This window comes from Roseibium sp. (assembly GCF_025698965.1).
GTDB lineage: Bacteria > Pseudomonadota > Alphaproteobacteria > Rhizobiales > Stappiaceae > Roseibium.
The window spans coordinates 1-4690 of record NZ_JAILWL010000494.1; the positions used below are offsets into that span (position 1 = coordinate 1).

General features: G+C 55.3%; 5 protein-coding genes. 4 read left to right on the forward strand and 1 reads right to left on the reverse strand.

Annotation, left to right across the window (positions count from 1 at the left end):
- From K5905_RS27870 to K5905_RS27880, 3 genes are all read left to right on the forward strand, one after another.
- Nucleotides 1-1049: aminotransferase class I/II-fold pyridoxal phosphate-dependent enzyme (locus K5905_RS27870; protein WP_297590443.1), on the forward strand; the 1049-nt coding region annotated here is incomplete at its 5' end.
- Nucleotides 1046-1774, forward strand: coding sequence for an amino acid racemase (locus tag K5905_RS27875; RefSeq protein WP_297590445.1), 729 nt, complete (start codon nucleotides 1046-1048; stop codon nucleotides 1772-1774). The genes K5905_RS27870 and K5905_RS27875, both read left to right, overlap by 4 nt.
- A 594-nt stretch (nucleotides 1775-2368) precedes the next feature.
- A complete protein-coding gene (locus tag K5905_RS27880; RefSeq protein WP_297590448.1) occupies nucleotides 2369-3331 on the forward strand; it encodes a heparan-alpha-glucosaminide N-acetyltransferase in 963 nt (320 codons plus the stop codon).
- Here the strand turns inward: K5905_RS27880 and K5905_RS27885 are convergent.
- The gene (locus K5905_RS27885; protein WP_297590451.1) at nucleotides 3324-4154 is read right to left on the reverse strand and encodes a phosphotransferase; all 831 of its coding nucleotides are present in this window, start codon (nucleotides 4152-4154) and stop codon (nucleotides 3324-3326) included. The genes K5905_RS27880 and K5905_RS27885 overlap by 8 nt on opposite strands.
- Nucleotides 4155-4268: 114 nt before the next feature.
- Between K5905_RS27885 and K5905_RS27890 the strand changes: the two genes are divergently transcribed.
- A complete protein-coding gene (locus K5905_RS27890; RefSeq protein ID WP_297590454.1) occupies nucleotides 4269-4577 on the forward strand; it encodes a SelT/SelW/SelH family protein in 309 nt (102 codons plus the stop codon).
- The last annotated feature ends 113 nt before the right edge of the window (nucleotides 4578-4690 follow it).

Genomic DNA, 4690 nt, shown 5'->3' on the forward strand with positions numbered 1-4690 from the left:
CCGATTACCAGAACGCACGCTACTGCCTGGCCTGTGCTTCCGGCGGCTATGCCCTGTCCATTGCGCTTCGGGCGGCGGGTGTACAGCCCGGCGATCCTGTTCTGACCAACAGCTTTACACTCGCTCCCGTTCCAGGAGCTATTGCCGCGGCTGGTGCAAGGCCGATCTTTGTAGAGGTCACGGAGGATCTGGTTCTGGATCTTGAGGACCTGGAAACCAAGATCGCGAGCAGCGGAGCAAAAATGCTTCTTCTGTCCAGCATGCGGGGCCATCTCTGCGACATGGATGCTCTCGTCACGCTGCTGGAGGCGAACAACGTAACTCTGATCGAAGATTGCGCCCACACGATGGGAGCAAAATGGAAGAACCGCCTCAGTGGCAATTTTGGTCTGGCAGGCTGTTTTTCGACACAGACCTACAAGCACCTCAATTCCGGAGAGGGAGGCTTGCTGACCTCGAACGATCCGGAATTCATGGCCCGAGCAATCATGATGTCCGGTTCCTACATGCTTTACGGCCGCCACGGAGCTGCGCCCCCCGAAGAGTTCTTCAAAACCATCCGTCTGGAGACCCCCAACATGTCAGGACGTATGGACAATCTCCGCGCGGCCATCCTGCTACCTCAGCTTGCAACGCTTGACGACAACATCCGGCGCTGGAACGAGCGCCACGATCTCATTGCAGACCGCCTTTCCACTGTCGCGGATATTCACCTCCCCTGTCGGCCTCCAGATGAGTTCTACGTTGGCAGCTCAATCCAGTTTCGCCTCCCCCGGATCGACGCGGAGACGGCGGACGAATTCGTTTTGGCAAACAAGGCTCTTGGCGTTGAACTGAAATGGTTCGGCGACAGCGATCCGGTTGCTTTTACTTCCAACCACCACAGCTGGAATTACGTGGATCGTCAGGAGCTTCCGAAAACCGACAAGATCCTCGCCGGTCTTTTCGATATGCGCATCCCGCTGAAATTCTCGCTCGACGATTGCGAACATATCGCAGCGATCATCAGGCATACTGTCAGGCAGCAGCTGATCTCAGGTGCCGCATGAACAACCAGAAGCGGCCTATCGGCGTTTTGGGAGGCATGGGCCCGGAGGCAACCATTCTCTTCATGCAGAAAGTGGTTCAGGCGGTCCCTGCCGGCGACGATTCCGACCACGTACCACTGATCGTGGACAACAACACGCAAGTTCCCTCACGCATCAGGGCCCTGATTGAAGGGACAGGGGAAGACCCGGGCCCAACACTTGCGGCAATGGCGCGCAAACTGGAGAAAGCGGGTGCCGAAGCGCTCGTCATGCCGTGCAATACCGCACACAACTACCGCGAACACATTTGCAAGGCAGCAACAATTCCATTCCTGTCGATGGTCGATCTGACGGTTGAGCATATTGGCCGGGAATTTCCCGGAGCCCGCATTGGAATACTGGCTTCGCCAGCTGTTCGCATGACGAACGTTTACGACACGCCAATCAAAGACGCAGGCATGACACCGGTTTACCCGAAGGATGAAGCCGCGATCCTGTCGGCGATCAAGGCACTCAAGGTTTCGGCCAACGATGCGTCGGCGTTTGAAACGGCCCGCTCCGCAGCTTCGGAACTTTCAACGGAAGGCTGTGACGTCTTGCTGGTCAGTTGCACCGAATTTTCATTCCTCGCAAACGATTTGAAGGAGTGCTACCGGGTTATCGACGCTCTGGACGTTCTCGCTGACGCCACCGTTTCATTTTCACTGGGAAAGGCGGTCCCGGCTTTGAATAACAGCAGAGATTGACCGGTCAAAGTTGAATGCATGTACAAGATGGCTTGCGAGGACGGGACCCAATTACCGGTGCAGGCAGAGCCAGTATTCGCCATCCTGTCCACGGCCAAATCATCCGCCTCAGGACCTGGTAAAACACTTTTTGTCAGTAAGATTTCTTACTATCTGTAATGGGTCTTTTCCTGGCATATTTTGAATTGACGATAAAATCCCCGTGATTACAAAGAGTTCCTCACGTCAACAGTTAAAAAATTACTTTGCCAGTTACTCCACAACTTGACACTTTTCTTGGGAAAACTGGTTAGGAGTTCATTTACCATCTTTTCGTGATCAGCCAGTTGCAGCACTGTCGTGTCTCCTTATGGTGGGACAGAAGGAGTTAAGGGTAATGATGCAGGACCCGGCGAACCACGATGCGTTTACCGTCCATCGACCATCTCCGTGGCCTTATGTGGGTGCCATGCTAGCCGTATCGGCACTTTTTACGACTTTGGTCGTCATTTTCAGTACCTAGTTCTCGTCCAATAGAAATCGACCCGATTGCTTGATGAAATGGTCCCGAGCCTGTAGCACTCGTGTGATCTGCAAATTTCAGAAAGCCTTGTAATGCGCGCATCGCGATTGGCCGTGCTAGATCTTGCCCGCGGCCTCGCCGTTGTTGCCATGGCGATCTATCATTTTTCCTGGGATCTTTCCTGGTTCGGATATGTTGAATGGCCAGTCGCTCAAGGAGCAGGTTGGCGCGGTTTTGCTGCCGGTATTGCCGGCAGCTTTCTGTTTCTGTCAGGCATCGGGTTGGATCTGGCCCACCACAAGGGAATTCGCTGGCAGCCATTCTGGCGTCGCTTCGCTGTCATCGTCGCCGCGGCAGCCGCCATCTCTCTTGTGACCTACTACACATTCGGCAACAATTTTGTACGGTTCGGTATTCTGCATTCCATTGCAGCGTGCAGCCTGATCGCCCTGCCTTTCATCCGCCTGCCTCTTTGGACCACCATCCTCGGATCAGCCTTTTTCCTGACGCTGCCACTTTGGGCAAGTTCCCATATCTTCAACGGCCAGATCTGGCTCTGGACCGGGCTCGGCACGCCAAGTTACGGCAGCGTCGATTATGTGCCCGTCGCACCGTGGGCGGGTGTCACGCTTGCTGGTCTCGCACTTTCCAAGGCTTTTCGACAACGACAGGTCTGGCAGAAACTTTCTTCACTCCAGTTTACCGGCAACCCAGGCCGTTCGACCAGATTTGTCGGGCGCCATTCCCTTGTAATCTACCTGCTGCACCAGCCGGTGCTCTTCAGTCTCGTCTGGTTGGCAACCATGATAGGTCCTGACATGGACCTTGTTGCAAAGACGTTCATCAGAAACTGCAATGTCGCTTGTCAGGAAAATCTAGGAGCGCCGGATATCTGCAAGGCTGCCTGCAGCTGCACGGTCGCACACCTCAAGGCGGACGATGTCTGGGAACCTCTTAACAAAGACCCCGACAACCAGTCCCTGCGCGCTCGGATGACCAGTCGCTACGCACAATGTCTGAAGGATCCAGGGCTGCAACCAACCCCGGTCAATTGAGAGCTCTCAACCTTGAAAGTGCGCGGTCTCTCCGTTCGCGGGCAAAGGGAAGAAACACAGCCTTGTCTCGCCCGTTGCTGACCTGCTCCAATGCCCAGAGAGCCGACACAGCGTCGCACTTGGATTTCATCGTTTCCAACCGCTCGAAAGAAGGACAGAGAGCTTTTGCGCCACTTGCACAATAGGCCTCCAGGAATTCAGTTTCTTGCTGGTAAGGGAAGCCATGCTCCAATACTGCGTAAGCCAGGTCCCAGGCAGGGTCCGCCATGCCTGAATATTCCCAGTCAATCAACCAGAGCCCGTCTGGCGTTCCAAGGCAGTTGCCTGGTGACAGGTCGCCATGGCATGGCACCCTATTCAGGGGACCTGTCTGCGATGCCGTGTCTTGGACACTCTTCAACTCACCCTCCAACTCCACCATCTCGCTCCAGAATACTGAGGTCTTTGCAAGCAGTTCTCGCTGCGCGAGGAAAACAGCATCGGCGTCCAGCGTACCTTGGAACGGCGCATTTGAAGCATGCAATCGTCCGATCGCATCTCCAAGCCGAGTGGGAAGTCTAGCGGAAGGCCTGGTCACGTCTTGAACGGAACGGGTGACCAGAACACCCGTTTCCGGGTCACAAAACAAAGCCGGTAGTGCAAGACCAAGATCAGCTGCCCAGATCAGATTGTGTGCCTCTGCAATTCTGTCGATCATTCCAGCTGTTTCTGCACGTGGCAGGCGCAAAAAGAACTCTCCATGACCCGACACAAGCCGGTAGACACGGTTGGTGAGACCGGAATGCGGCGTCACTAGCCTTGGCTTGCCGCAGATTTCAAGCAATGAGGGCTGCGCCTGAAATGCTTCGAAGACCTCGGGAAACAAGTCTTCTGGTATTTGGGTACTCGTCTGTGGCACAAGCGGAAAAACCACGTTTGAAGGATAAGGTGAGACGCCATGACGAACGTCCCCTCGCCCCATATCATCATCACCTATTGCCGCCAATGCAATTGGCTCCTGCGCAGTGCCTGGATGGCACAGGAAATCCTGTCGACTTTTTCTGAGGAAACCGGGGCGGTCACTCTGGTTCCCGGCACGGGTGGGACCTTCACAATAACTTGCGATGAAACATTGGTCTGGGACCGGAAGGAAGATGGCGGTTTCCCCGAGGCCAAGATCCTGAAACAGCGCCTGCGGGATCTCCTGTGGCCGGCCAGGGATCTGGGCCACTCGGACCGTCCGGATCGCTCCACCGGAACTGACTAATCCCTAACGCACTGGCAGCTGGTCGCGTCCAGGACGTGTGGACGAATTGGTTTCGGGCGCGGCGTGTGTTGCATTTGAGTCTTGAACAGGAGGGAAGCGAAGCCCGTATTGAT

Coding starts and splice junctions, on each gene's coding strand:
- K5905_RS27875 (WP_297590445.1), top strand. CDS start 1,046: ATGAACAACCAGAAGCGGCCTATCGGCGTTTTGGGAGGCATGGGCCCG.
- K5905_RS27880 (WP_297590448.1), top strand. CDS start 2,369: ATGCGCGCATCGCGATTGGCCGTGCTAGATCTTGCCCGCGGCCTCGCC.
- K5905_RS27890 (WP_297590454.1), top strand. CDS start 4,269: ATGACGAACGTCCCCTCGCCCCATATCATCATCACCTATTGCCGCCAA.